Below are 25,595 nucleotides of genomic sequence, written 5' to 3'. Positions count from 1 at the left end.
AAAAAGATAGTGAAAAATATTATGTGTTAGCTATTTATTAGTAATTACATACGTATTTTTATTCACAAAGTATATAATTTATTAAGAAATTGATTCCACAATACTGATAAAAATTATTTATACTTCAAATGATTTTATTCACTAATTATGTCCAAAAAAAGATTAGTTTACATCAAAACTAATCTTTTTGCTCCTACATATCTATATTATCATCAAATTTATGGTGTTGAGAGTTCAGATCAACTAATTCCCCACTTGTCTTGTAAACAACCCATTGAGCCAAGTTAACTACGTGATCACCAATTCTTTCCAGTAATCTAATAATCATGAAGTAACTTGCGGAAGCTACAGCTGCTTCTGGATCCTTTTGAACTCCTTCAATGGCGATTTTTCTTGCCTTAACGAACTCTTCGTCTACTTCATCATCTTTTTTAGCCATAGTACGAGCCAATTCTTCGTCATCTTGAACATAAGCTTTCAAGATTTGATCAAGCATGAAGTTAACCTTTTTGGACATACTAGTGATAACTTCTTCAACTTCTGGAATACGACGATTACCTTTCACACGGATAGTTTCCCAAGCAATTGACATTGAGTTTTCACCAATACGCTCTAAGTCACTAGTTGCTTCCAAAATACTAATTACAGTTCTAAAATCTGTTGCAACTGGCTGCTGCAAAGCCATTAACTTCAATGTTTTCTTTTCTACCTTTAAGGCAGCACGAGCAAACTTCTTGTCATCTGCTACTAAATCTTGTGCCAATTTTTTATCGTGGTCAATGTAAGCTTGAGTCGCTTCATCGATTTGTTCACTAACATCTATTCCTAAATTCATAAAACGAGTATTTAATCTTTTTAACTCGTCTAAAAAGACCTCATGCATCTTAAAATTCTCCTTATATTATCCAAAACGACCATTAAGATAATCACTAGTGATTTGTTTCTTAGGATTGATAAACATATCTTCTGTTGAACCATATTCGATTAAGTCACCATTCATTAAGAAGGCTGTCTTATCTGAAATTCTACTTGCCTGCTGCAAATTGTGAGTCACCATAATAAACGTAAACTCATGCTTAAGACTAAGCAAAGTTTCTTCAATTTCTGAACTAGAAATAGGATCTAAGGCACTAGTTGGTTCATCTAATAGCACCACCTTAGGATGGACTGCCAAAGCGCGAGCAATACAAATTCTCTGCTGTTGACCACCTGAAAGCGCCTGGGCATTTTTGTTTAAGTCATCTTTTACTTCATTCCAAATTGCAGCTTGCTTTAAGCTTTCTTCAACTCTCTGGTCGATTATACTTTTATCTTTTACACCGGCTAGGTGAAGACCATAAGCAACATTATTATAAATAGAAAACGGAAAAGGAGTTGGCTGCTGAAAGACCATTCCTACTTCCTTTCTCAATTTAACCAAGTCCATCTTAGAGCCATAAATATCTTCATCTTCAAATGTAATTTTGCCGGTAATTTTAATATTATCAATATCATCATTCATACGGTTCAAACAGCGTAAAAATGTTGACTTACCACATCCAGATGGTCCTAATAATGCCGTTAATTCTTTTTCTTCAAAATTCATACTAATGCCATGCAATGCTTCGACTGGTCCATAACTCAAGTGAACATCGCTAGCAGTCATAATATTTGTCAAAGAAGTCTCCTCCTATCCAAAGCTACCACGAATATAATCTTCAGTAATCTTGCCTTGTGGATTAGTAAAGATGTTTTCAGTTTTGTCATATTCAAGCACATGACCTAAATGAAAGAATGCAGTATAGTCACTAATACGTGATGCTTGTTGCATATTGTGAGTTACCATAATCATTGTATAGTCACTACGAAGCTGCTTAAGCGTGTCTTCAAGCTTAGAGGTTGACACTGGATCTAAGGCACTAGCCGGCTCATCTAAGAGAATGACTTCTGGCTTGACTGCTAAGGCACGGGCAATACATAATCTTTGCTGCTGACCACCAGATAGGGCTAAGGCACTTTTATCAAGATTATCTTTTACCTCATCCCAAAGAGCTGCAGCACGTAGGCTTTCTTCAACTATCTGATCCAGTTGTCCTTTATCTTTTTGACCATTGGCTTTTAGGGCATAGATAATATTTTCTCTAATTGACTTAGGAAATGGATTCGGCTTTTGAAAGACCATTCCAATGTTCTTTCTTAATTCATAAACATTGATATCACTTTTATTAATATCAAGACCGTGATACCAGATTTCTCCAGTAATTTTAGCCACTTTATCATTCATTCGATTTATTGAACGCAAAAAGGTAGACTTACCAGAGCCTGAACCACCGATCAAAGCTGTAATTGAATTCTTCTTAAACTGCAAACTCGCATTAAATAACTTTTGAATTGTCCCACCATAAAAAACACTCAAATTTTTTGTAGACAAAATTTCATCATTAGGATCAAAGTTTTTAATGTGCGTCTTTACTTCATTTATATCTTGCATCCCAAACTCTCCTTAAGACTTAGCCGCAGTTAGCTTACGATATAAATGATTACCTAAAGCCCGCGCACCTAAATTGAATAAAATTACTACAATAATCAGTAATGCTGAAGTTGCAGCTGATACGATATCAGCATCAGGAATAATACCTTCGGTGTTAACTTTCCAAATATGAACAGCCAAAGTTTCTGCTGGTCGCATTACGTTCAAAAAGCTAGTAGGACTAAATGGATTCCAATTGCTATAATCGATCGTCGACCCGCTTTGACCAGCAGTATAAATTAAGGCAGCAGCTTCACCAAAAATACGGCCTGCACTCAAAATTACACCAGTTAAAATGCCTGGTAGCGCTGCTGGAAGGACAATTCCCCTAATGGTCTTCCAGTTAGAAAGACCTAAGGCAAGACCTGCATCTCGTTGAGTTTGCGGAACTCCTGCGATTGCTTGTTCAATATTACTGGTTAAAGTTGGCAAATTAAAAAATGTTAAAGCTAAGGCACCAGAAATAATCGAAAAACCAAAGCCAAATTGAACAACGAACAGCAAGTAACCAAATAACCCCACAACAATAGATGGCAATGAACTTAAAATCTCTATCGTAGTTCTGATTAAGCTAGTAAACCAATTATCAGTTGCGTACTCAGCTAAATAAATTGCAGCCCCCAAAGCAATCGGCAGGGATATAATCATAGTTAAGACCAACAAATATAATGAATTAAACAGTTGATCTCTTACCCCTCCACCAGCTTGGTAAGAAGATGCTTCTGAAGTTAAAAAATGCCACGATAAGTGCGGTACACCTGAAACAAGAATATTTCCAATTATTCCAAACAGAATAACTACCACAACGCTAACCAAGGCATAAATAACTGCAGTAGCTACCTTGTCTCTTGTTTTTGCATTCATATTATTTCTGTCCTTTCTTGCCGACAAAGCGGACTAAGAAGTTGAAGAACAAAGCCATGATCAAAAGTAATAGCGCTAATGACCATAAGGCATTGTTTGGCAAAGTTCCCATAACTGTATTACCCATTTGACTAGTTAATTGACTAGTTAAGGTAGCTGATGGACTTACTAAGTTATATGGCATCAAAACTGCATTACCAATAACCATTTGAACAGCTAAAGCTTCACCGAAGGCTCTTGCCATCCCAAAAATTACAGCCGTCATAATTCTAGGAGCAGCTACTCTCAAGACTACCTTATAAATAGTCTGCCAGTGAGTAGCACCTAAAGCTGCTGATGCTTGGCGATAATGATTCGGGACTGCATTCAAACTATCAACTGTTAGAGATGTGATAGTTGGTAACACCATTACAAATAGAACTAAAGTAGCTGATAAAATACCAAAGCCTGTACCGCCAAAAATATTTCTAATTAATGGCACAATAATTGTTAGTCCCAAAAATCCATAAACAACTGATGGAATACCAACCAATAATTCCATCACTGTCTGTAAAAAGTGCCCGCCTTTCTTACTTGAATATTCAGTCATAAATAAGGCAACGGCAATTGCAAAAGGTGTCGCTACTAAGGCTGCTAATATGGTGACTGCAAATGATGTCACAATCATTGCAGCTGCACCGACATAATTCTTACCTTCGCCTGGATCCCAATCTGTTGAAGTTAAGAAATGAAAAACATTTACATGATTTTGCAAAAATGTCGATAAGCCACGTACCGCAATGAAACCGATAATTGAAACTACTAAGGCAATGATTAATATAATTGCTGCATAGGTCAAGCCTTTTCCCCAGTATTCTTGACGGGTTTCTTTAGAAGGTTTAGTTAGCCTTTCGACATTGACCTTATCAACGCCAATTTTTTTCAGCTTAACATGTGGTACCTTCTGCTCTGCCAGAGCTTGGTTTACCACTTGCTTTAAATCTTGTTTGTTATTCATTTAAGAGCAATCCTATTCTTTTACTACTTGATTGTTACTATCTCTAGTAACCTTCATGTCATCAATACTAATATAACCTAACTTAGGTACTAAGCCCTTTTGAACTTTAGTTGAAAGCATATATTTGATAAAGTCCTTAACATACTTAGGAGCATTTTTTTGTGTGTACATATGCTCATAAGACCACAGCTGCCACTTATTAGTAGTAACATTATCATTAGTTGGCGCTATGCCATTTAGACTTAATTTTTGGATGTTTTTGTCGTTAGCATATGGGAAGGAAATATAAGAGATTGTCCCTGGAGTTGAACTGACAATTTTTCTTACTGTACCATTTGAATCTTGTTCTTGAGCCTTGACAGGCTTAACGCCTTTTAGAACAATTCCTTCAAAGCTAGAACGAGTACCGCTTCCTTTAGAGCGATTAATTACAGTAATTGCTAGGTTCTTGCCACCTACTTGCTTCCAATTGGTTATCTTTCCAGAAAAAATATCCTTTAGCTGTTGGAAAGTAAGATTCTTAACCCCAACCCCCTTATTAACGATTGGTACAATGCCGACAATGGCAATTTTGTAATCAGTTAAGACCTTAGCATCGATTCCTTTTTGTGTCTCTGCAAAAACATCGGATGTTCCAATTTCTACTGCTTTAGCCTGTACTTGACTTAGACCTGTACCTGACCCACCACCTTGAACAACAATATTGCTATCTGTGTGAGTTAGACGGTAATCGTTCCCGGCTTGCTCTGCCAAAAGTTGCATAGCACTCGAACCGACAATAGTTATCTTCTTATCATTATTTCTCGCACATCCCGTTATGACCGTAGCCACTAAGATTGAAACAAAGAAAATAATAAACTTCCGTAATCTTTGTTTAAACATTTTATTCTCCAAGCTAAATATATAAATAATCAACTTTATTTTATCATATAAAACGCCTGCAACAATAGTCTTACAATGAGAAACAAAAAAGAGATTCATAAGAATCTCTTTTTACCATTATTTTAAAACCTTAGATAGAAAATCTTGAGCACGGTCTGATTGAGGATGATCGAAAATTTGCTCTGGACTTCCTTTTTCTTGAAGATAACCATCAGCCATAAACCAAACAATGTCAGATACTTCTTTAGCAAATCCCATCTCGTGAGTAACAATGACCATTGTCATTCCTGAATCTGCTAAATCTTGCATAACCTTTAAAACTTCCCCTACCATTTCTGGATCAAGAGCACTAGTTGGTTCATCAAATAGCATTACTTCAGGATCCATAGCTAGTGCTCTAGCAATAGCCACACGCTGCTGCTGTCCACCTGAAAGACTAGATGGAGATTGATTAGCTCGATCTTTTAGACCTACCTTATCAAGTAAATCAAGGGCAATTTTTTCTGCTTCTTGGTCACTCATTCCTTTGACTTTCATAGGGGCAAGCTTGATATTTTCAATAACGTTCATATTTGGAAATAGATTAAAGTTTTGAAATACCATACCCATTTTTTCTCTAAGTTGGTCTAGTTCTTTTTCATCAATATTGGTTAAATCTTTCCCATCAAAAATAACCTTACCAGACGTAGGTCTTTCTAAAACATTTAAGCATCTTAGTAAGGTACTTTTACCTGAACCAGATGGGCCAATAATTGTAATAACTTGTCCTTTATTAACGGTGGCAGAAATATCTTTGAGGACTTCATTTTTATCAAAATTTTTCTTTAAGTGCTGAATCTCTAACATTTTAGTCATTTTTCTTCATCCTTCTTTCAAAGTAGTTCAACAGTCTAGTCAACGAGAAGGTCATGATGAAGTAGATCACCATCGCAATAAATAATGGTAGAACACCACGATAAGTTGAAGTTTGAACCAATTGTGTTTGGTACATTAATTCAGAAACTCCAATCACAGAAACTAATGAGCTATCCTTTAATAAAGTAATAAATTCATTACCTAAAGCTGGCCAAATATTTCTTATTGCTTGGGGAATAATTACATATCTGTAAGCCTTAGCCTGACTTAAACCTAAAGAGCGAGCTGCTTCAACTTGTCCTTTTGGAAGTGAATCGATCCCTGAACGGATATCTTCAGCCACATAAGCACCAGAGTTAAGACCAATTGCAATAATACCAGCAATAATAGCCGATAAATTAGAAATTAAGTATCCCACTCCAAAGTATACAAATAAAATCTGTACCATTTGTGGTGTCCCACGGATAAATTCAATATAAGCAACTGCTAAACAGTGAAGGAGCTTATTTCTAGATAAGCGCATCAAAGCCAAAATTATTCCTAAAATAATCCCAATTAAAACTGAAAAGACGGTAATTACAATAGTATAGCCGACTCCCTTAAGGAAGTAACTCCAGTATTGGCTCATCTTGTTAGTCTTGTTAGCAGTCTTCATATATTTAGCAGCTTGAGGCAAGAACTTATTATCAATCAGATTATTCTTTTTTACTTTATTGATAGTCTTGTTAACTGCTGCTACTAAATCAGGCTGCCCTTTAGCCATTGCTACAGCGTTACCTGCTGCATCGTCTTTAATGTCTGATTTGACAGCTTTTAAGTTATTATTGTTTTGAGCATAGGCTTTTGCAATTAATTCTTCCATTAATACTGCAGAAACCTTGCCCGATTGTAAAGCTAAAACTAAATTATTAATTTTCCCTAAGCCTTTAACGGTTGATCCCTTCATTTGGGACTTAATTTCATTATATTGAATACTACCAGTTTGGGCTCCAACAGTTTTTCCTTTAAGACTTTTTATGTTGGTATATTTAGTTGCATCCTTTTTATTAATTAAGAAATATTCACCACTTGGCTTGTAATAAATTTTAGAAAAATCAACGCTCTCTTTACGCTCAGGGGTTGGTGTCATGCCTGAGATAACCATATCAATCTTACCCGTTTCAAGAGCGACTAAAAGAGAGTCAAAGCTCATGTTTTTAATAACGAGTTTTACACCCAAGTCCTTAGCTATTTCTTTAGCCAATTCAATATCAACGCCGACATATTTAGTACTACCGTTTTCGCTAGTTGTAAACTCTAGTGGTGGGTAGTCTGCTGAAGTACCAACAACTAATTCTTTCTTAGCCTTAATTCTTTTTAATACTGAACCCTTAGCTACTTTTTTAGTAGTACTAGTTTGACTAGAACTAGCCGCATAACTAGGTGTCACTGTCGCAAAAATTATGGCTAACATCGCCAAGATTATTGACAGTGCCTTAATCATCTTTCCTTTCTTCATTCTTTTCACCTGCTCCATGTCTTTTATCATAAATTTAATTATTTTATCATTATACCTGTAATTATAGGTATTAAGCAAGCTCTACCGCAGATTTTTTAATTAATTGTAATGCTGCCTATTCATAGACATCAAAAAAAGAGTTCCATCTGCTGAACTCTTTAGTGAACTATATTTTTAAATTTCGTAACCTATCATAATGCCATTATTTTCGGCATAGTATGAGCATAAACCACCACAAGTTGAAATGGTAACTTCAGCTTCAGGATAAACAGATAAAATTTCGGTCTTCAATAACTGGGCCTTGCCATCTGCATCAACAGTATCAATCATTACCTCTCCGCCATGGTATCCAGCTGCTTGCATTACCTTAAGTAACTTAGGATACATCTTCTTACCACCGCGAGTCTTACCCAACATTTCAAACTTACCTTCACTGTTAGCACTGCCATAGATGTTTAACTTAAGTAGATGTGTCACCTTAGCAATTGCGGGACTAATACGGCCATTATTAGCTAAATTGTCAAGATGTTCCAATACGAACAATAAGTTGGTCTTGTTAATCTCTTGATTAATTGTCTCTACAACTTCATCGAAAGACTTGTCTAGATTAATTAACTCAGCTGTCTTCTTGGATAAAAGCCTAATTTGTGGACCAGCAGTCTTAGTATCGAAAATATGTATTTTAACATCTGGATGATCTTCTTTAAATAAGTTAGCTGCCTGGACAGCAGAATTATAAGTGCCTGAAAGACCACTAGTAATTGTCAAAACATAAATTTCATCTGCACCTTCATAAGCAGATAACCAGTCATTAATACTTGGACACGCTGAAGATGTCTTTTCTTTAGTATTAGCAAGTTCTTCAACAAAGCTATTCAAATCTAACTCCTCATTATCAGTCCAAGACTTACTTCCTGCCCTAATGGTTAAAGGTACATTAGTATGTTGAATATTTAAAATAGTGTTTTCAAAGGTGTTAGCACCTGAATCTGTAATAATTTTTATTGTCATAATTTTACCTCGATTTGTTACCAATACTAATAGTTTTTAAAATACCTGTCAACAGTTTTTAAAAAACTGATATAAAGTTGTTTGTTGACAGAGTAGAGTAATCAAGGTTTAATCTATTTATGAGGTAAATAATCATGACAAAGCTAATTGAAATTTCTAAATTTAAATTACCAAAGTTTAGCGAAATTCCTGATATGGGTTTATATCTAAACCAAGTAGTCGCCTACTTAAATAATTGTCTAAGTCCACTAGGAAATATTAAGATTACCAGTTCCATGGTTAGTAATTATGTTAAGCACAAGTTAATTGCTCCTCCAGCTAAGCGTCTATATAGCAGAGAACAAATTGCTGAATTATTGTTTATTGCTGTAGCTAAAAACGTAATGGAACAAGATGATCTAAGACGCGCAATCAAGATCCAAAAGTCAACTTATCCGGTAGATATTGCCTATAATTACTTCGCCTTAGAGTTACAAAATGCTCTTTTACACGTCTTTGGCTTTCAAGAGCAATTACAGCAAATCGGACATGACCGAACTAAGCAAAAAGAAATGTTACGCAATTTAATCTTGTCTTTTGCTTATCGCGAATATTTATACCAATTTTTTAGAGAAAATTAAAAGGAGCGCATCAAGTCTGCTGCGCTCCTTTTTGTACTTATCTCTTAGTATTGCATTATTTAACTAGGAAATCTATAGTGATAATCTATAATCTTCTTCATTAACGAAATGCAATTTATCAACAAATACTTTTTTAAAAATCAGACCAAAGATTATTGGAAATACCGCATATACTAACGTAGTTATTAAAATATTAATCATACTCCAACCACCTGATGCTAAATTAAGATTATTAATTGGTCCGACTAGGCCACTAAAGCCAAATCCAGCACTCATCGGCGTTCCCTTAACTTGGAAAATATAAGCTACTAGGCCAGAACATGCATTTGAACATATTATAGGTATAAGTGTCTTGGGATTCCTAGCGATTACTGGCATCGAAATTTTAGGTGATCCCAAAAAGTGAGCAATGCTAATACCATGTGAATTCACCCTCCAGCCCAAAATTGCAAAAGCAAAGCCAGTTGCACAGATACCAACGTTAGCCGCTCCCGAGCCAATGCCCGCTAAGGAGATAGCCAAGGCAATTCCTACTGTAGTAATCGGTGATACAATTAAGACTCCAAATACTACAGCTAACAAAATACACATTAACATTGGCTGCAGTCCTAATAATTGCTTAATACCAATTCCGATTAATTCTGTAATCCTAGCAACATAAGGGGCAATTATTACCCCAACAGAACCAACAACTACTAAAAGTAGCGTTGGAATAATTAAAATTGTGTATGCTTTCAACCTATCTGCCACAAGCAGGATTACTCCAGCTCCAATTGCGGCAACGATCATCATATTGATAATGTCACCCGTACCTGACAATATTAGGGCTCCATCTTTAGCTTTAATAGCTCCTGCAGAAAATTCCACTGCCAATCCCAAAGAAGCTGCTTGAATTGGACTAAACTTGAAATTTAATCCAACTAAAATTCCGCAGACCAGTCCCATCATTGAATTAGCCAAGTTTAATCCTTGTTGCACGACAGATAAAGCGGGCATTGATGGCAACAATACTTTAACCAATTCTGATAATAAGGCACCTGGTACTAAGACGACAACAACACCAATTGCAATCCCATTAAGAATATTCATTGCAAAGTCTTTTATAGTAAATTTTTCTTTCATAATTTTTCATCTCCATCCCGAAATAAATGTTAGCGTTTACTTAAATATATTATTACTTGCTACAGATAAAAAAGCAATCAAATCCAACGCATTTATTAAAGCGCATACAGATAATTGCTAAACTTTTTTAATAAATATTATCAATTAGCGCGATTTTCTTGACATAATAAGGTATTATGGTAATAGTTAAAAAAAGGAGCTTCCCCATGCAAACAGATAAACGACCTATTATTATTGGTATTGCCGGTGGTTCTGGTAGTGGTAAGACTACTATTGCCCATGAAATTTATAAAACTTTACATCAAAATGATCACATGCTAGTGGTTACCCAAGATTCTTATTACAAGAATAATGACAACTTACCTATGTCAGAGCGCAAGAAGATTAACTACGATCATCCTGATGCCTTCGATATGCCACTATTAATTGAACAACTAAGTCAATTAATGAACCGGCAATCAATCGAGATGCCAGTATATGACTTCACCGCTCATACTCGCAGCAGCGAAACTATTCACACTGAACCTGCAGATATTATCTTATTAGAGGGTATCTTGGTTCTCTCTGATGAAAAATTACGTGACTTAATGAGCATTAAAGTATTCGTTGATACTGATGATGATATTCGCTTTATCAGAAGATTAGAACGTGATACTCAAGAGCGTGGTCGTTCTGTTGATTCAGTTATCAATCAATACTTGGCCACAGTTAAGCCGATGTACCACCAATTTATTGAGCCTACTAAGCGTTATGCAGATATTATCGTCCCTGAAGGTGGGGAAAATGGCGTCGCTATTGATATGCTTACCACTAAGATTCGTTCAGTTCTAGCCCAATAAGGGAAAATAAATAGACCTAGCTATGCATATTTTCATAACTAGGTCTATTTTTGTTTTGGTAATTAACTATTAAACTTCTTCTGTAAATGGCTGGCAAACATTGAGAGTGAGAAACATACCACGAAATACATTACAGAAATAATCAAGTACATTGGAATTAAGTAAGTCGAGTTTTGACTATAAATAATCTGCGCATGGAATAATAATTCCGGCAAGACAATAATTGTAGCTAATGAAGTATCTTTAACTAATGAAACAAATTGTGATAGCAAAGCTGGGATCATCTTGTGCAATGCTTGTGGCAAGACAACATGGATCATCGCCTGCATATAAGTCATCCCGTTAGAGCGGGCTCCCTCCATCTGACCAATCGGAACAGCATTAATACCACTACGGACAATTTCAGCTAACATTGCCCCTTCAAATATTACCAAGGCAATAATTGAGGCAAGTATAGGATTAGTTACTATTCCTAATTCTGGCAAGCCAAAATAAGTGAAGAAAATAATCAATAATAATGGCAAGTTTCTAATGATATCAATACAAAAGCCAACAATAGCAGAGAGATACTTAATCTTCATATTTCTAATGAAACCAAATATTAACCCAACTATAAAGCTTAGTGCAATTGAAATCAAAGACACATAGATTGTCACCCCAAGTCCTTGTAAGAGGAAGCGGATATCAACCCATGAATATGCTTGAGCAAAATTTCCCATCTATATTCCCTCCTCTAATTCAATTTCTTTTCTAAATAACGCATATAGTAGCTAAGTGGCAAAGTTAAGATCAGATAAAAGACCCCAACAATTACATAAGTATTAATTGTCTGAAATGATGACAATGCTACTACATCTGCTTGATACATTAAGTCGAACCCTGCTACAAACGCTAATACTGATGAGTTCTTAATCAAGTTTATGAATTGATTGCCCAGAGGTGGGATCACAATTCTCATTGCTTGCGGTAAAATTACATACCGCATTGCTTGGGTGTAAGTCATTCCATTTGAAAGAGCACCTTCCATTTGACCATCACCGACTGAGTTAATACCCGCTCTAATATTTTCTGCAATAAAGGCTGAAGTATATAAACTCAACCCAATAGTTCCAGCAACAAAGCCTGAAACCTTAAAGAAAAATTGCGGAATAACTAAATAAAATACCATTGTGATAACTAGCAGTGGAATATTTCGAAAAAGCTCAATGTAAATTTTAGCAATTATTCTTAAGAACTTAATTGGTGCAACTTCCAGCAATGCGAAGCCTATTCCAAGTACTAGACTAAAAAATAGAGCAATTAAACTGCATAAAATCGTATTTCCAAATCCGGTAATGAATTCTGACCAATGACTAGTTAAAATTCCTATCATTCATTCTCGACCTCCTTAAAACCTGGAACTCCACCAAACCACTTTTCAACGATTCTGTGATAAGTACCGTTCTTCTTCACTTCTACTAAAGCTTGATTTAGTTTATTAAGTAACTTCGTCTGCCCTTTATTGACGGCAATACCGTATGGTTCTTGAGTAAAGGTACCACCTACGAGTTTATAGCCACGATTTTCACTAGCAATCCCTGCCAAAACGCCATTATCCGTAGTCATAGCTTGTCCCTGTCCGGCCTTCAAGGCAGTAAATGCTTGACCATAATCATCATATTCAAGCACCTTGGCTTTTGGCGCAAACTTGGCCATATTATCGACAGCTGTTGTACCCTTAACTGCTAAAACAGTCTTACCATTTAAATCTTTAACATCTTTAATTTTAGAACTATCTGGCACTAATAATGACTGCCCAGATGGAAAGTAAGGCTTAGTAAAGTCAACTTGCTTTGCACGCTCTGGTGTTATCGTCATTGTCGCTAAAATGGCATCGATGTTACCATTTTTTAAAAGTGGGATTCTCGTTTTAGGGGTAGTTTGGACAAACTTAGCCTTAGCATCCTTGCCTAGTATCTGTTTAGTCAATGCCTTAGCTAAATCAATTTCAAAGCCTTCGATCTTACCAGTCTTTACACTCATTAGACCAAATAAGCGCGTATCAGCCCTTACACCCCAAGTAATTGTCTTTGATTGTTTAACTTCTTGATATACATTCTTATTCTTAGACTGCTTTACGCTGCAAGCTGCAAGGATAAATACCAATCCAAAAATTAATGGCAGCAGCCATATTCTACGGTATTTTTTCATAATAGCCACCTAGTTAGTAATAACCTTACTTAAGAATTGACGTGCACGTTCACTCTTAGGATTATCAAAGAATACATCTGGCTTCTCATCTTCGATTACTTCTCCACCATCAAAGAAAATTACCCGATTGCCTACTTCACGGGCGAATCCCATTTCGTGAGTAACCACAACCATTGTCAAGCCTTCATCAGCAACTAGCTTCATAACATTCAATACATCTTGAATCATTTCAGGATCAAGTGCACTAGTTGGCTCATCAAATAAAATAGCCTTTGGTTTCATTGCAAGTGATCTTGCAATTGCAACACGCTGCTTCTGTCCACCAGATAATTGTCTAGGATAATAATCTGCCTTATCAGCGAGACCAACTTTTTTCAAGAGGTCCATTGCAATTTGATGATTCTCTTCATTATCACGATGTAAAACAATCTTAGGCGCTAAAGTGATATTTTCAAGTACAGTATGATTTTCATATAAGTTGAAGTGCTGGAATACCATACCAACATTTTTTCTAATTTTATTTAAGTCAGTCTTTTTGTCAGCAATATCGTAGCCGGTTACAATCAATTGACCGGAATTAATTTTCTCAAGGCCATTCATAGTTCTAATTAAGGTACTCTTACCTGAGCCTGACGGACCAATAATACTTACGACCTGACCTTCTTCAATTGATAAGTTGATATTTTTTAGGGCGTGAAGTTTTCCATAATACTTGTTAACATTTTTAAATTCAATAATTGCAGCCATTATTTTTCCCCTCTCTTTTTTCTATTATGATTTATATTTTACTCTATGTTCGTGATTTTTGCTTTAAAAAGAATGAAATCTTTACAATAAGTACGAACTTTTTATTAAAAAAGCAAACTATTTTATTTAATTAAGAGATCAATATTTTCTTTTTATTGCTTAATTTTGTTGAGTGAATTTTATACTAAAACCCGGGATATTTCCGAACCATTTTTTCAAAAGTCGATTGTAGGTACCATTCTGTCTTAAATTCTGTAAGGCCACGTCTAGCTTAGAGGCAAACTCTTTTTGACCTTTATTAACAGCAATTCCATATGGATCACTGGTGAAGTTACCTCCAACTAGTTTATAGCCTTTACCCTCTTTAGCAAGTCCGGCTAAGATACCACTATCAGTAGTCAAAGCTTGCCCTTGCTTAGCCTTTAAGGCAGTGAATGCTTGACCATAGTCATCATATTCAAGCACCTTTGCCTTAGGGGCAAACTTAGCTATATTAATAGCAGCTGTAGTTCCCTTAACCGCTAAAACTACCATACCTTTTTTATTTAAGTCATTAACTGTCTTGACTTTTGAATTTTCAGGTACTAATAGAGATTGTCCCGCATTAAAGTAAGGTTTAGTAAACAAAACTTCTTTTTTTCTTTCGGGAGTAATTGTCATCGCTGCCAAGACAGCATCAATGTTTCCATTTTTTAACAGCGGAATTTTTGACTTAGTGGTTGTCTGAACAAATTCTGCTTTACCATTTTTTCCTAAGATTTCTTTTGTTAATGCGTTAGCTAAATCTATTTCAAAACCTTCAATCTTCCCGGTCTTGATACTCATTAATCCAAATAAGCGTGTGTCTGCCTTAACTCCCCAGACGATCTTATTGGACTGCTTTATATTTTGGTAAGTATTAGTATTCTTTCTGCTACAAGCTGTTAAAATAAAAAATATTAAACTAATTAAAGCCAAAAAAATTGCTTTGAATCTTTTTCTTGGCATCAACTTCACCTCCGTAAAATTCTTAGATAATTACTGGGCTTATCTGTTTACTTATGAGCCTGCTCTTTCATTAACTTCCAGAAAGTATCACTCCATTCGGTCATTAAAAATGTGAGCTGCTTCATTTTTTCTTTGCCCATTCTATCAGCTACCCTCTCTTCGAGTTCAATTAGCGGTTTCATTACCTCACGAGCATAGTCTTGTCCATCTTTAGTTAATTCACAAAATTTAACTCGATTATCTCGTTCTGAAGTAGTTAAACTAATATAACCTTGCTCATAAAGGAGATGTATGCCCTTATTGATTGATTGTTTAGGTAAGTCAGTCAACTTTATAAGTTCCTTTTGGGATAACTTAGAACGAATCAATAACTCATACAGAATAACTGATAAGTAGTTCGAAAGGTTAGCCTTCTCAGCCCAGTAATCATATGCCTTATTGCCACGAATTATTGCTAAATTTAATTTTTTCGTATTGCTTATTTCCATTTTTCTAACCTTTCTAAAAAATAGTCCCCATATGTACCTTTTATAATATTAGTATATCTATGGACTAATTGTCAAATTTAGATTAAAAAAAGCACTCATAGAGTGCCTTAAACATTAATTTTTCTTTCCTTTCTTTCTATCATTATTCACAATCTTAGCTGCAACTAAAATTGATACTAATCCCATAACAGATAAAAGGCTTTGGCCTTTTTGGCTACTTGTTTGTGGAATTGTACTTTTTTCAGTTGTAGTTTTGATTGAATTTTTAGATTTTACTTTATCATTATCATACTTCTTGTCCCCAAGCACTTTTTCAGAAGCAGTTTTGATAGTTTTAACCTTGTCAATATTAGTATTAGTTTCAGGTTTTAAATTGAGAATAGGGGCTTGAGTTATAGACTCTTTTTCTTGCTCTTCAGCTTCAGGAGTAGCCATATCTTCTTCGATTGCCGGTATTATTAACTCGGGCTTTTGTGATTCTAAATCTAAAATTAAATCTTCTTCGGGAACCAATTCTGAATCAATCGTTGAATCAGATTCTAAATCTGGAGTTGGAGTGTGTTCTGGATCTGATTCTGGAGTCGGGCTTGGTTCTGGGTCTAGATCTGGCTCTGGAGTCGGATTAGGAGTTGAATCTGAGTCCGGTGCTGGATCAAGGTCTGGTTCTGGGTCTGGATTAGGGGTTGGATCTGGCGTAACATTTGGAATTTCTACCTCTTCCATTGGATGATTTAGATCCCAGCGATGACTTTCACCGCCTTTAATATGAACTGTCTGTCCGATAATCGTGCCATCAATATTTACATTCGTTGCAATTGTTGCATTAGTTGCCAATATACTTCCCATAAAATGCCCTGAACTAAATTCTAATTCTTTTACCTCAGTACCAAAATTCCACAACAACTTATTAGGGTAAGCGTGATTTTCACCAGAAGCAAGGCTATCGCCATTCTCGTAAGTTAACTTGATTTGAGTTTGAACAGTTAACTTACTATCATTAATTTCTTTTACATTGATAACGATCGCCGGACCATCCTTTTCAGAACTTAATCCAGTAATGTATATTGGCTGACTCTTTGACAGTAATTCAGCCGGTATATTCACATATATTATATCTGTTTCCTTAGAAACCTCGCTTACATCAATGGTCTGGTTATTCATATCTGAAAAGTCGATTTTTACGCCTTCTGTAGTTAAATTGCTTTGATATTCATCAGATTTTTCACGCAATTTATCTAATTCTTTTTGAATATCAATATATTGATGTGCTTGTTTAACTTGTTCTGGCATAACCTTATCTAATTTAATTCCATTGACATAAACACTATTATCTTTAATTTCCAAATTTATATTTTCACCAAAAACAATATAGTTATTTTCATGATTAAAGCCATTATTAGTGATTTGAGCAATGTCTTCAATATAGTAAATGTCACCGTTAGTGTGATTATGAGAATCACCTCGCGTTCCAAAGTCAACGCTAGCCGAAAGATTCCCCGCAACAAAGTTGCCATTTGTGTGAGCATCTAAGGTAACATTTTCACCAAAAATATGAAATCCACCTGCAATACCTAATAAATGATTTTGATCTAATTGATTTGCATCAAAACTTTCATCGAATTTTTTTAAGTCCTCATCATTAGTAATAGTAAGATTTTGGCTATTAACTGTATTTTCTAAAGCTGCTTCAGAATTTGCTTTCTCTTGCTGGATGTTATTTAGCACAGGCTCTATCGGATTAGCACTCACTGCTTGAGTCGAAATAGGATAGTTTTGAGTTGAAGATTGCTTCTCTATATCGTTAGTACAACTAGCTGGGTTAGATAATTGATTAGTAACTTGCTCAGAATTGTTAGCTTGCTTTGAACTTTCATTAACTACAATATGCTCCTCTTGGCTTGTCACGCTAGTAATCTGTCCTGTAGAAGATAACTGTACTGCATCTGTTTCGACTGTATCGGCTTTAACATCAACTTGATTTATTCCTAAAGCTAAGGAAATTCCCAACAAAACCGAAGCTGCTCCGATATTTAACTTGCGAATGCTGTAACGGGGTTGACGGTCAGTCATCAATGCAAGTTTATTTTTCTTGTTATTTTTTGATACCATGATCGTTCTCCTATAAAAAATTCTATTAAATTTTACTAAACTACAGCTATACCATACTTCTTTGTTATATAAATAGCATTTTATTTGCAATTTATATTAAATCGTATATGATTTAAAAATATTTTATTTGCAAGGTTAATGCTTATTATCAATAGTATTTGTATCGCAATAATCATTAAACCTAAAATTTTAGATTAATTTAAGCATAAATTATGATATAATTGTGGTTAATTTATTAAAAAAATCTAAAGCAATAAAAAAGAAAGCCGACTATGGCTTTCTTTTTTAGTTATTTAATTGCATAAATATTATTTGCTAATTTTTATCTATAATTCTTCTTCTACCAAATTAGTTATTAATCAGAAATTTTTTCAATTTTACCAGCAGCAATTGGCAAGGTAACATGTTGATCGTACTTATCATTGATCTTGCCAGCCACCGTGTCTGGTAGAACTAAGCTATCTGGAACACCGTGAACGTATACAACACGCTTATCTAGGTCTAATTCACTACCACCAAAGGCTTCTTTAAACTTATCAAGTAACTTTTGATAAGGGACATCCTTCTCATAACTATAATGACCTTGGTCATCAGCTACAGGATAGTTGTCATTTGGAATGCACATTTCATGTGGTGCAGCATCGAGTGGCACCATAGTTGTTCCAGAAACAGGTTCCGTTTCTACTAGGTCAATATAGCCGTCGTGGTTCACATCTTGCTGTGCAGTTGGTACACTAGCATCTTTTCCGTCTGGGAAGCCATGGAAGTGTTCCCAGTGTTGCACATTAGCAGGAGTATCAAACATTTCTAAGCTAATGTGTAATGTATCACCATCAACAGAGAATTCTGCTGTTCCATGTGCCTTAGTACCAATCTTGTCTGCATTAAGTGGTAATATTTCTGCTCTATATCTTTCCATTGTAATCCCAGCCTTTCTTTATTTATCTTAATTCTAATCCATCTTATTAAAATAAAAATTGACTTAGATCAATTTTTGTTACAATTTTGAAGAATTTATTGTAGGATAAAACTAAAATTTGTAAATTTTAAAGAAAGGAATTCCCATGACCCATTCTCCTATTAACTGCTTAAGACAAGTCTATGTATTCAAGGATATTTCTGACAAGACACTAAGCAAATTAGCTACCGTATCAACTCATCGCCAACATTACAAAAAAGGCGACTTCATCGTCACACCTGAATCTCAAGATGGGTTAATTGTAATTGACCAAGGCCAAGCAAAAGTCTATACCCTATCTGACAATGGCAAAGAAAAGATCTTATATATTGCCGAGCAAGGCAGTATCAATGGGCAGAGCAACTTGTTTAACAGTGAGCAGATCCCCCACTTTATGCAGGCTACATCTGATAGTTGGGTCTGTTCAATTAAACGTAATGACTTTCAAAACTTCCTTAAGTCCAACCCAGAAATTGCTGTCAACTTACTTAACTCAATTGGCTCACGCTTGTTAAGCTTGGAAATAAATAATTCTCGGCGTGATTTGATGAATTCCAAAGATAGAATTTATTCTTATTTAACTGATTGGCATAACGAAGCCAAAAAAGATACCTTTCCCTTACCCATCAAGAAGAGCGAATTTGCCAGTTTACTTGGTATATCTCCAGAAACTTTAAGTAGGCAACTAAAGAAATTAGTCACAGAAGGAAAAATAAAAATGAAAGGAAAAATGATTACACTTATCGAATAATTGCTTATTTTTCGATTATTTTATCCTTTCTATAGTCAATTAATTCATGAATATTGCTACATTTCTGCAATTCTTGCTCATATTGCTTCTTAGTGTTAGGATCAACCTCATTCGTTCCAGGCATAAAGTGAATTCCCTCTGTACCAGCTTCAAGTGAGGTTTTATAGTACCATTTTTTATAGCGTAAGAAAGCCAGTTGTGCTTGTAATTCTTTGATCCTTTGAATTAAAACTTCTTCTTCATGATCTAAAAAATCATATCTTTCTTTTAGTGTTTGGTCTCCAGACATGCAAAGGCTAATGAATTTCTTAATATCATTTATTTCTAAACCGCTTTTCTTCATGCAATCAATAACTTCAATGAAGTTCAGATCATTATCTTCAAAGTAGCGCCTACCATTTTCATCTCTCTTAACGAATGGTATCAAGCCTTTTTTATCATAAAATCGCAAAGCTGATGTATTGATACCCATAATCTCTGCAACTTGTCCAATTGAATATTTCATAATTTTCTCCTTGACTTAAACCTTAGTTTAACCATTATACTCAAAATAGCATATTTATTCAGTAGAAAGGAAACACATAATGACTAAATCTGAATTAGAAAAACTCGAAGCAGGTGAAGAATATTATTTTTTAGATCCTGAAGTAGCTGCTAGAAAAGCTGCTTCAGCTGACAAATGTTACGAATTCAACCAGATTCCACCATCCCAGCCTGACAAGCAACTGCAAAAGGCAAAAGAGATTTTAGGCTCACATGGTAAGAATCTCTCTATGCAAGCTCCGATCTACTTCGATTACGGTAAAAATATTCACGTTGGAGATGATTTCTTAAGCAACTATAACTTGACTATCCTTGATATTGCCCCAGTTAATATTGGTAATAACGTCATGATTGGACCTAATGTAGATATTTACACAGTTAACCATCCTTTAACTGCTCAAGGACGCCGCGCTTATAAGGCTCAAGCATCTCCTGTTACGATTGGTAATGACGTCTGGATCGGCGGTAAATCTACTATCTGTCCTGGCGTTACAATCGGCAACAATGTTGTCATTGCGGCTGGTGCTGTCGTTACTAAAGACATCCCTGATAATTCATTAGTTGGCGGTGTACCAGCTAAAGTCATCAAAAAATTAGAAAAATAATCTCTCAAAACTAGGTATGTACAATGTTACCTAGTTTTTTTATTTTACAAGCTATCTGCTTTCCATTGCCCATAGTGAAGTAATTAGATATAATTCTAATTATTAGATATCTAATAATTATGGAGGTAACTATGACCACTAAATCAGAAAAATTTAATCAAATGAATCAACAACTGCGTCTTTATATGAGAAATTCGCATCATTTAGCCGTTAAATATCTAGCCGATCTAAACTTAACCCCCCAGCAAGCTCGTACTCTAGAATTTATTAAACAAAATCCTGGCTCTATTCAGCGCGAGCTGGCTGATTTCTTTCACTTACGTGGGGCTAGTGTTGCCAATATGGTCAAAAACCTTGAACGGGATGGTCTAATTCTCAGAAAAAACGACCCCATCTCTGCCCGCATTAAACGAATATACATTACTGAAAAAGGCGCTAAAATAGTCGAAAAAATTTTTCAAATTTTTCAAACTACTTCCAATCAAGTCACAAAAGATTTTCCGACAGAAAAAATTGATCAACTAACTAACTTGTTATCTGACCTTAACCATCACCTAGAAAAAATAATTAAATAGTTGACAGTTAGATATCTATCTGTTTTAATAATTGTTATCAATTTAGTTAGATATCTAATTATCAGGAGGTTATAAAATGCACGGTTCCCGATCACAAGTATCTGTTGAAAAGTCAAATGAAAAATTTAGTTTTGTGGATTTTTTTAAGTTAATTAACCAGACTCATCCTCACTACTGGCAACTTATTGTTGGTATTTTATTAGGATTAATTTCGACAGTTGCTAACTTATTAGTCCCGCAACTAGCACAAAAAATTATCAATAGTTTTAAAAACTTAAATCCTACAATAATCACTATTACAATTACTGTCTTTATTGGCGGAATCTTAATTAGCGCACTTTCGGGCTTAATTTTAGGTATTTTTGGTGAGAGTGTAGTAGCTAATTTGCGTAAATTACTTTGGAATAAATTACTCCATTTACCAATTAAGTACTCGGTGCCTTAATTATCATGCTAACAATGGATTGGCAGATGACTATCATTATGTTTATTGCTATTCCACTTGTAATATTGGCAATGCTTCCGATCATGCATCAATCAAGAAAAATTGGTCGCAAGCGTCAAGATGAATTAGCTAACTTTTCTAGTGATTCTACTAGTACACTTAGTGAGATCCGCCTAGTTAAGTCTTCAAACGCCGAAAAGCAGGAGCTAGCTCGTGGTAATAGTCGCATTGATAATCTTTTCAATATCGGAAAGAAAGAATCCTGGATCAATGCCTTAACCCAGCCCCTAACTAATATGTTAATGATGGTTTTATTTTTAGGAATATTAGGTTACGGGGCAATTAGGGTAATGGATGGTTCATTAACTATGGGGTCACTTATCTCATTTTTAATGTATATCTTCCAAATCATGTCACCAGTGTTAATTATTAGCCAATTCTTCAATGAATTATCTAAAACTAGCGGCTCAACTCAAAGAATCAAGCAAATGCTTGATGAAAATGAAGAATTGTCCCAGGATAATAAAGAAAATGATATTACTAACCAAGCCTTAACTTTAAAAAATATCGACTTCTCCTACGAAGATGATAAGCAAATTTTGCATAATATTAATGTTACCGCCAAACCCAATACTGTCATTGCTTTTGCCGGACCTTCTGGCGGTGGAAAATCAACCATCTTTTCATTAATTGAACGTTTCTATAATCCTACTTCTGGTGAAATCCAAATCCGAAGTGAGAACATCGCTAATCTCGATCTAACTTACTGGCGCAAGCAAATTGGACTTGTAGGTCAAAATTCATCAGTTATGCCAGGTACAATTCGAGAAAACTTAGTTTACGGTTTAGATAAAGAATTCACCGATGATGAATTATGGCAAGTTCTCAAAATGGCCTATGCCGATAAATTCGTCAAAGAAATGGAAAAAGGACTTGATACTCAAATTGGTGAGCGAGGTATCAAACTCTCTGGTGGTCAAAGGCAGCGAATTGCAATTGCTCGAGCATTCCTACGTAATCCTAAAATTCTAATGCTTGATGAAGCAACGGCTAGTCTGGATTCAGAATCAGAAGCCATGGTTCAGCGTGCTCTTACAAGTTTAATGAAAAATCGCATGACTCTAGTAATTGCTCATCGACTTTCTACTATTGTGGATGCTGACAAGATCTACTTTATTGATCATGGTACCGTATCAGGAGCGGGGACCCATCAAGAATTAATTAAGTCTACCCCACTTTATGCCGAATATGTCAAAAATCAATTTAAAGATTAAAAAAGAAGCGTTAAGGAATCACAAGATTCGTTTAACGCTTCTTTTTCATCTTAATTCAATTAACTTTTTATCGCTAATTCTATATTGCCGCTTGCAAAATTGCTTCAAAAATTTTTCATTGTGTGAAGCTATTATACAAGTTAATTGCGATTGTTCTAGCAACTTGCTAAATGCTCTAACACTTTCAGGGTCAAGATAATTAGTAGGTTCATCTAGTAATAATATTTTTGTCTGATTTAAGTACAAATTGCGAAATAGTGCTAGCTTAGCTAATTCACCACCACTTAGAACACTTAATTTTGTATCTAAGTCAACAAATAAATCCATCATCACTAATAATCTTTTTATCTCTGTTTTTGAAAGAACAGTATTCTTAAAAAAATCAATTACACTTAAAGTGTCATCAGTAATTTTAGCATTTAGACCAACATATACCGCCGAAAGCATGTCCTTTTGATTCATCAAATATTTTAAAAATGTTGTCTTGCCCGAACCATTATCTCCCAGTAACCCGACTGATTCACCTAAATTGAATTCAAATTTTGTATTTTCAAGTAATACTTGACCTTTAGGACTCAGTATTTCAGCTATTCTTAGCTGATAATTTTTCTTTTTAACTACTTTTCGATCTATTCTGGGCAATAAAACACGATGTTGATACAGTTTCTTTTCTGAAGGTAAGTGTGACAATTCTCGCTGAGCGCGCTTTAGTCGTGAACTTAATCCGCGTTGAATGCGATCTTTACTTCTGGATGGATATCTCCCTTGCGTCACTTTCTTTAAAGGCGTTACATGATGATTAAATTCTTTGTTCTTCTGTGTTAGACTTTGAATCTTGTCATGTAACTTTTCCATATCGGATCTCTGCTTTTGATTAAAGTTAGCGATCGTTTGTTGCATGCGTTTTAAATGCTCTTGATACTGAGTATAATTACCAGGATAGTCAAGTACCTTATTAGGTTCTAAAATAAGCGACCTAGTACAGAAACTATCAATAAAGTCCATGTCATGGCTTGCTAGCAAAATAGTTCCGTCGTAATCCTTCAATAAGTACTTCAAATTATTAATATTGTTTTGATCAAGATAAACTGTTGGCTCATCTAGTAACAATAACGAGCCAGGTAACCAAATTGTATTTTCAATAAGTTCAAGTCTCCTTTGACCTGCGCTCTGTTCATCGCTGATATACTCATTAGTTACCTGTGGTACATAGTTAGCCAAGCCGAATGAGGTCACTTTCCCATGATCTGGCTTTAGTTCACCTAAAATCAGCTTAAATAGTGTAGTCTTGCCAATTCCATTAGGACCAATTATGGCCACACGTTCACCACTACTTACACTAAAAGTGAAGTCGGTAAACAGCTGGCGATTTAAAAATGATAAACTTACTTTATTAAAAGTGAGGACTGTATTTTTATTAATTGTTGTATTATTTAACATATTTACCTGCTTCTTCTAAATATCAGGAGAAGAGGTTCTCCTGACTACTAACGATTAGACAGGTTCTTTCTTAATTTCATAGTTTCACCTTATTTCTAATATTTTAATTAAATTATAATAGATTTGACTTTTTTGTCAATCTAAATAACTTACTCCCATAAAAAAATGATGTCGAATTAAATCGACATCATTTTTCATTTGTTATTTTTTCCAGTGTTCTTCAATAAATGCTGCGCGTCCACCAGCTTCTTCAATTGCATAGCGAAATGGATCTTTTTTATAAAAATCTTGATGATATTCTTCTGCAGGATAAAATGGCTGCGCCGGCTCAATCTTAGTCACAATTGGCTTATCAAACTTGCGACTAGCTGCTAATTCTGACTTTGACTTCTCTGCAGCAGCTTTTTGTTCAGGTGAATTATAATAGATCACTGGACGATATTGGTCACCGCGATCTTGGAATTGTCCCATCTCATCAGTTGGATCAGTTACTTGCCAATAATATTGTAATAGTTTCTCATAAGGCATCTTTTCTGGATCATAAGTTATTTCAACTGCTTCAGCATGACCTGTTGTACCTGTGCAGACTTGTTGATATGTGGGGTTAACAACATGTCCTCCAGTATATCCACTGACAATCTTTTCAACACCAGGAAGTGTATCAAAAGGCTCAACCATGCACCAAAAGCACCCTCCGGCAAAGATTGCTGTGTCATATTTTGAATTATTTGCCATAATTAATCCTCCGTATCAAATAACTTCTTGTATTCGCCGTAGCCTTTTTTATCTAATTCATCATAAGGGATAAAGTTCAAAGCTGCAGAATTAATACAGTAGCGTAAGCCACCACGATCTTGTGGTCCATCGGTAAATACGTGTCCCAAATGAGAATCTGCTTCAGGACTTCTTACCTCAGTTCTTTCCATATTATGGCTAGTGTCACGATTATATTTTAACTTTTTGATTGGCTGGGTAAATGCGGGCCAGCCGCAACCAGAATCATACTTATCTTCACTAGAAAACAGCGGCTCTCCTGATACAACATCAGTATAGATCCCCTTTTGAAAAAAGTTATCATATTTTCCAGTGAATGGCATCTCTGTAGCAGCGTGTTGAGTTACTTCATATTGTTCTCGGGTTAAATGGTCAAGATTCTTTTCTGTCATAAAAAAGCCTCCTTAAATCCAAGTAAGTTTTAGTTAGATTAACAATAATCCTGTCCAGACTAAAATTCAATTTTTTTGCTTATAAAAAATAAGATAGCTAAAAAACATACTTTAACTATC

At 35.2% G+C, this 25,595-nt stretch carries 27 protein-coding genes and 1 pseudogene; 6 read left to right on the top strand and 22 right to left on the bottom strand.

Going from position 1 to position 25,595, the window contains the following annotated elements; genetic code table 11:
* Positions 1–193: 193 nt before the first annotated feature.
* From phoU to J2Z60_RS03525, 9 genes are all read right to left on the bottom strand, one after another.
* Positions 194–883: a phosphate signaling complex protein PhoU gene (gene phoU, locus J2Z60_RS03565; RefSeq protein ID WP_209686301.1), complete on the bottom strand. Its 690-nt coding sequence runs from the start codon at positions 881–883 to the stop codon at positions 194–196.
* Positions 884–901: 18 nt separating this feature from the next.
* Positions 902–1,657: a phosphate ABC transporter ATP-binding protein PstB gene (pstB, locus tag J2Z60_RS03560; protein WP_209686300.1), complete on the bottom strand. Its 756-nt coding sequence runs from the start codon at positions 1,655–1,657 to the stop codon at positions 902–904.
* Between the two features lie 12 nt (positions 1,658–1,669).
* Complete coding sequence (gene pstB / locus J2Z60_RS03555) at positions 1,670–2,470, bottom strand: phosphate ABC transporter ATP-binding protein PstB (protein WP_209686299.1); 801 nt, start codon at positions 2,468–2,470, stop codon at positions 1,670–1,672.
* A 12-nt stretch (positions 2,471–2,482) separates the two neighbouring features.
* Positions 2,483–3,373, bottom strand: coding sequence for a phosphate ABC transporter permease PstA (pstA, locus tag J2Z60_RS03550; RefSeq protein ID WP_209686298.1), 891 nt, complete (start codon positions 3,371–3,373; stop codon positions 2,483–2,485).
* A gap of 1 nt (position 3,374) precedes the next feature.
* Positions 3,375–4,370, bottom strand: a complete 996-nt coding sequence (gene pstC / locus J2Z60_RS03545; RefSeq protein ID WP_209686297.1) for a phosphate ABC transporter permease subunit PstC — start codon at positions 4,368–4,370, stop codon at positions 3,375–3,377.
* A gap of 12 nt (positions 4,371–4,382) precedes the next feature.
* A complete protein-coding gene (locus J2Z60_RS03540; RefSeq protein WP_209686296.1) occupies positions 4,383–5,252 on the bottom strand; it encodes a phosphate ABC transporter substrate-binding protein in 870 nt (289 codons plus the stop codon).
* A gap of 117 nt (positions 5,253–5,369) precedes the next feature.
* On the bottom strand, positions 5,370–6,107 hold the full coding sequence (locus J2Z60_RS03535; protein WP_281063416.1) for an amino acid ABC transporter ATP-binding protein: 738 nt from the start codon (positions 6,105–6,107) through the stop codon (positions 5,370–5,372).
* Positions 6,100–7,605, bottom strand: coding sequence for an ABC transporter substrate-binding protein/permease (locus J2Z60_RS03530; protein WP_245328709.1), 1,506 nt, complete (start codon positions 7,603–7,605; stop codon positions 6,100–6,102). The genes J2Z60_RS03535 and J2Z60_RS03530 overlap by 8 nt, the downstream gene beginning before the upstream one ends.
* A gap of 174 nt (positions 7,606–7,779) precedes the next feature.
* Positions 7,780–8,616, bottom strand: coding sequence for a DegV family protein (locus J2Z60_RS03525; RefSeq protein WP_209686295.1), 837 nt, complete (start codon positions 8,614–8,616; stop codon positions 7,780–7,782).
* 134 nt (positions 8,617–8,750) lie between these two features.
* On the opposite strand from J2Z60_RS03525, the gene J2Z60_RS03520 reads away from it, so the two are divergent.
* On the top strand, positions 8,751–9,236 hold the full coding sequence (locus J2Z60_RS03520) for a DUF1836 domain-containing protein (protein ID WP_209686294.1): 486 nt from the start codon (positions 8,751–8,753) through the stop codon (positions 9,234–9,236).
* 72 nt (positions 9,237–9,308) lie between these two features.
* Here J2Z60_RS03520 and J2Z60_RS03515 read toward each other — a convergent pair whose 3' ends face one another.
* Entirely contained in the window at positions 9,309–10,358 is a 1,050-nt protein-coding gene (locus tag J2Z60_RS03515; protein ID WP_209686293.1) for a PTS sugar transporter subunit IIC, read from the bottom strand.
* 206 nt (positions 10,359–10,564) lie between these two features.
* On the opposite strand from J2Z60_RS03515, the gene udk reads away from it, so the two are divergent.
* On the top strand, positions 10,565–11,197 hold the full coding sequence (gene udk / locus J2Z60_RS03510) for a uridine kinase (protein WP_209686292.1): 633 nt from the start codon (positions 10,565–10,567) through the stop codon (positions 11,195–11,197).
* Positions 11,198–11,259: 62 nt separating this feature from the next.
* Here udk and J2Z60_RS03505 read toward each other — a convergent pair whose 3' ends face one another.
* From J2Z60_RS03505 to J2Z60_RS03470, 8 genes are all read right to left on the bottom strand, one after another.
* Positions 11,260–11,916, bottom strand: a complete 657-nt coding sequence (locus J2Z60_RS03505) for an amino acid ABC transporter permease (RefSeq protein WP_209686291.1) — start codon at positions 11,914–11,916, stop codon at positions 11,260–11,262.
* Between the two features lie 14 nt (positions 11,917–11,930).
* Entirely contained in the window at positions 11,931–12,569 is a 639-nt protein-coding gene (locus tag J2Z60_RS03500; RefSeq protein ID WP_209686290.1) for an amino acid ABC transporter permease, read from the bottom strand.
* Positions 12,566–13,387 carry a transporter substrate-binding domain-containing protein gene (locus J2Z60_RS03495; RefSeq protein WP_209686289.1) on the bottom strand — a complete coding sequence of 274 codons (822 nt, stop codon included), beginning with the start codon at positions 13,385–13,387 and terminating at the stop codon, positions 12,566–12,568. Before J2Z60_RS03495 ends, J2Z60_RS03500 begins: the two co-directional genes overlap by 4 nt.
* 9 nt (positions 13,388–13,396) lie before the next feature.
* Positions 13,397–14,134, bottom strand: coding sequence for an amino acid ABC transporter ATP-binding protein (locus tag J2Z60_RS03490; RefSeq protein ID WP_209686288.1), 738 nt, complete (start codon positions 14,132–14,134; stop codon positions 13,397–13,399).
* 159 nt (positions 14,135–14,293) lie between these two features.
* Positions 14,294–15,121, bottom strand: a complete 828-nt coding sequence (locus J2Z60_RS03485) for a glutamate ABC transporter substrate-binding protein (RefSeq protein WP_209686287.1) — start codon at positions 15,119–15,121, stop codon at positions 14,294–14,296.
* A gap of 47 nt (positions 15,122–15,168) precedes the next feature.
* Positions 15,169–15,609 carry a MarR family winged helix-turn-helix transcriptional regulator gene (locus tag J2Z60_RS03480; RefSeq protein ID WP_209686286.1) on the bottom strand — a complete coding sequence of 147 codons (441 nt, stop codon included), beginning with the start codon at positions 15,607–15,609 and terminating at the stop codon, positions 15,169–15,171.
* Between the two features lie 114 nt (positions 15,610–15,723).
* Positions 15,724–17,718: a YSIRK-type signal peptide-containing protein gene (locus J2Z60_RS03475; RefSeq protein ID WP_209686285.1), complete on the bottom strand. Its 1,995-nt coding sequence runs from the start codon at positions 17,716–17,718 to the stop codon at positions 15,724–15,726.
* Positions 17,719–18,073: 355 nt separating this feature from the next.
* Positions 18,074–18,637 carry a hypothetical protein gene (locus J2Z60_RS03470; RefSeq protein ID WP_209686284.1) on the bottom strand — a complete coding sequence of 188 codons (564 nt, stop codon included), beginning with the start codon at positions 18,635–18,637 and terminating at the stop codon, positions 18,074–18,076.
* Between the two features lie 145 nt (positions 18,638–18,782).
* Between J2Z60_RS03470 and J2Z60_RS03465 the strand changes: the two genes are divergently transcribed.
* On the top strand, positions 18,783–19,427 hold the full coding sequence (locus J2Z60_RS03465) for a Crp/Fnr family transcriptional regulator (protein WP_209686283.1): 645 nt from the start codon (positions 18,783–18,785) through the stop codon (positions 19,425–19,427).
* Positions 19,428–19,431: 4 nt separating this feature from the next.
* Here J2Z60_RS03465 and J2Z60_RS03460 read toward each other — a convergent pair whose 3' ends face one another.
* The gene (locus tag J2Z60_RS03460) at positions 19,432–19,932 is read right to left on the bottom strand and encodes a MerR family transcriptional regulator (protein ID WP_209686282.1); all 501 of its coding nucleotides are present in this window, start codon (positions 19,930–19,932) and stop codon (positions 19,432–19,434) included.
* 79 nt (positions 19,933–20,011) lie between these two features.
* Here J2Z60_RS03460 and J2Z60_RS03455 point away from each other — a divergent pair, with 79 nt between their 5' ends.
* From J2Z60_RS03455 to J2Z60_RS03445, 3 genes and pseudogenes are all read left to right on the top strand, one after another.
* Positions 20,012–20,575 (top strand): sugar O-acetyltransferase, encoded by a 564-nt coding sequence (locus J2Z60_RS03455; RefSeq protein ID WP_209686281.1) that lies wholly within the window; start codon positions 20,012–20,014, stop codon positions 20,573–20,575.
* A 131-nt stretch (positions 20,576–20,706) separates the two neighbouring features.
* On the top strand, positions 20,707–21,150 hold the full coding sequence (locus tag J2Z60_RS03450) for a MarR family winged helix-turn-helix transcriptional regulator (protein ID WP_209686280.1): 444 nt from the start codon (positions 20,707–20,709) through the stop codon (positions 21,148–21,150).
* 76 nt (positions 21,151–21,226) lie between these two features.
* Positions 21,227–22,869, top strand: a pseudogene (locus J2Z60_RS03445) (ABC transporter ATP-binding protein).
* 45 nt (positions 22,870–22,914) lie between these two features.
* Here the strand turns inward: J2Z60_RS03445 and J2Z60_RS03440 are convergent.
* The 3 genes from J2Z60_RS03440 to msrB form a co-directional block, all read right to left on the bottom strand.
* Positions 22,915–24,309, bottom strand: coding sequence for an ATP-binding cassette domain-containing protein (locus J2Z60_RS03440; RefSeq protein ID WP_209686279.1), 1,395 nt, complete (start codon positions 24,307–24,309; stop codon positions 22,915–22,917).
* A gap of 201 nt (positions 24,310–24,510) precedes the next feature.
* The gene (msrA, locus tag J2Z60_RS03435; protein ID WP_209686278.1) at positions 24,511–25,044 is read right to left on the bottom strand and encodes a peptide-methionine (S)-S-oxide reductase MsrA; all 534 of its coding nucleotides are present in this window, start codon (positions 25,042–25,044) and stop codon (positions 24,511–24,513) included.
* A gap of 2 nt (positions 25,045–25,046) precedes the next feature.
* Complete coding sequence (msrB, locus tag J2Z60_RS03430; RefSeq protein WP_209686277.1) at positions 25,047–25,475, bottom strand: peptide-methionine (R)-S-oxide reductase MsrB; 429 nt, start codon at positions 25,473–25,475, stop codon at positions 25,047–25,049.
* Positions 25,476–25,595 lie beyond the last annotated feature (120 nt).

The organism is Lactobacillus colini, assembly GCF_017874575.1.
GTDB classification, from domain to species: domain Bacteria; phylum Bacillota; class Bacilli; order Lactobacillales; family Lactobacillaceae; genus Lactobacillus; species Lactobacillus colini.
This window is presented reverse-complemented; position numbering and strand designations above follow the sequence as displayed.